The sequence below is a fragment of the Vibrio sp. 10N.222.48.A3 genome (assembly GCF_041475345.1).
GTDB lineage: Bacteria > Pseudomonadota > Gammaproteobacteria > Enterobacterales > Vibrionaceae > Vibrio > Vibrio tasmaniensis_A.
In genome coordinates this window covers 1-1,182 of the sequence record NZ_JBFRVX010000993.1, presented here as the reverse complement: position 1 = coordinate 1,182, position 1,182 = coordinate 1, and the positions used below count along the sequence as shown (strand labels likewise).

The window sequence follows — 1,182 nt, the reverse complement described above, 5'->3', positions numbered from 1 at the left end:
CTGTCTAAGTTACGGTTGGCATTGATGGTAATGCTGACATCTTGTTGTGACAGCTTGTTAATAACGTATTGAATAAGCGGAGAACCGTTGAGCTCAACGAGTCCTTTATCTTTTCCGCCCATACGGCTGGCTTGTCCGCCAGCCAAAATAACCCAACTAGTTTGCGTTGGAAGCAGCATAAATATTCTCTTGTGCTTTGTTCTTTTTAATAACTTGCAGAAGCGGCGATTCGGTCAAAGTATTGTCTTTAATCCACCATTGCTTCTTACATAAGTCGGTTAACGCGTTAGTTTGGTGGCTAGTGATGACTAAACTCGCGCCTCTCTGAAGAAGATCTTCGGCCATAATCACCAATCTTTCAATAGATTCTTTGTCTAAAGAAGCACTTGGTTCATCCATAAGCAAGATTGAAGGCTTAAGAATCCAAGCACGGGCCATTGCCACGCGTTGGCGCTCACCACCAGACAACACAGAAATGTGCTCATCTGCCAAGGTTTCTAAACCTACCATTCTTAATGCATTAATTATTTGAGCTCGCTTATCTTTTTGACTCTCTTTATTAAAGCGAATGCCATAAGCGACATTTTGGTACACCGAGCCATCAAAAAGGTAAGGAGTTTGGTGGAGATAGATGATGTCTTTAAATTTTAACCGAGGAAACAGGCTATGTTGCCAGCTTTGTGTCGGAGACTGAATACGGCCAGAGCTCGGCTTGATCAATCCTGATAAGATTTTAAGTAGGGTCGTTTTGCCAACGCCATTGTCCCCTTTGAGATAAATGGCATCGTTGGGGCCGATCGACAATTCGGGGATGTGGAACAAAACACGCTCTTTGTAGCGCATTGAAATTTGCTGCGTTGTTATTTTTATACTCATGACAGCGTTCCTAAGTTCTTAAATAGCCTTTTCCTCTCACACTGGAAAGGAAAAAGTTAAGGGCTAATGTCAATGCTAATAACACCATACCGAGGGCGACGCCTTGAGCGAATGCGCCTTTGTGGCTTTCCATGGCGATAGCTGTTGGGATGTTTCTTGTCATCCCCATAATGTTGCCACCGACCATCATTGAACAACCAACCTCAGTGACGATACGAGAGAAGGCAGCGATAGTTGCAGCTAAAAGAGGGAAGCGCGTTTCCCAAATTAACGTACACGCCACACGAGTCGTTGATACGCCAAGCG

2 protein-coding genes and 1 pseudogene are annotated in these 1,182 nt (G+C 44.2%); all 3 read right to left on the bottom strand.

Going from position 1 to position 1,182, the window contains the following annotated elements; genetic code table 11:
• Positions 1-179 (bottom strand): NTP transferase domain-containing protein (locus AB4653_RS22845; RefSeq protein ID WP_372105396.1); only part of this gene is annotated, 179 nt, incomplete at its 3' end.
• Positions 157-876: an energy-coupling factor ABC transporter ATP-binding protein gene (locus AB4653_RS22840; RefSeq protein WP_009846743.1), complete on the bottom strand. Its 720-nt coding sequence runs from the start codon at positions 874-876 to the stop codon at positions 157-159. The genes AB4653_RS22845 and AB4653_RS22840, both read right to left, overlap by 23 nt.
• A gap of 10 nt (positions 877-886) precedes the next feature.
• Positions 887-1,182, bottom strand: a pseudogene (locus AB4653_RS22835) (ABC transporter permease); the annotation flags it as partial.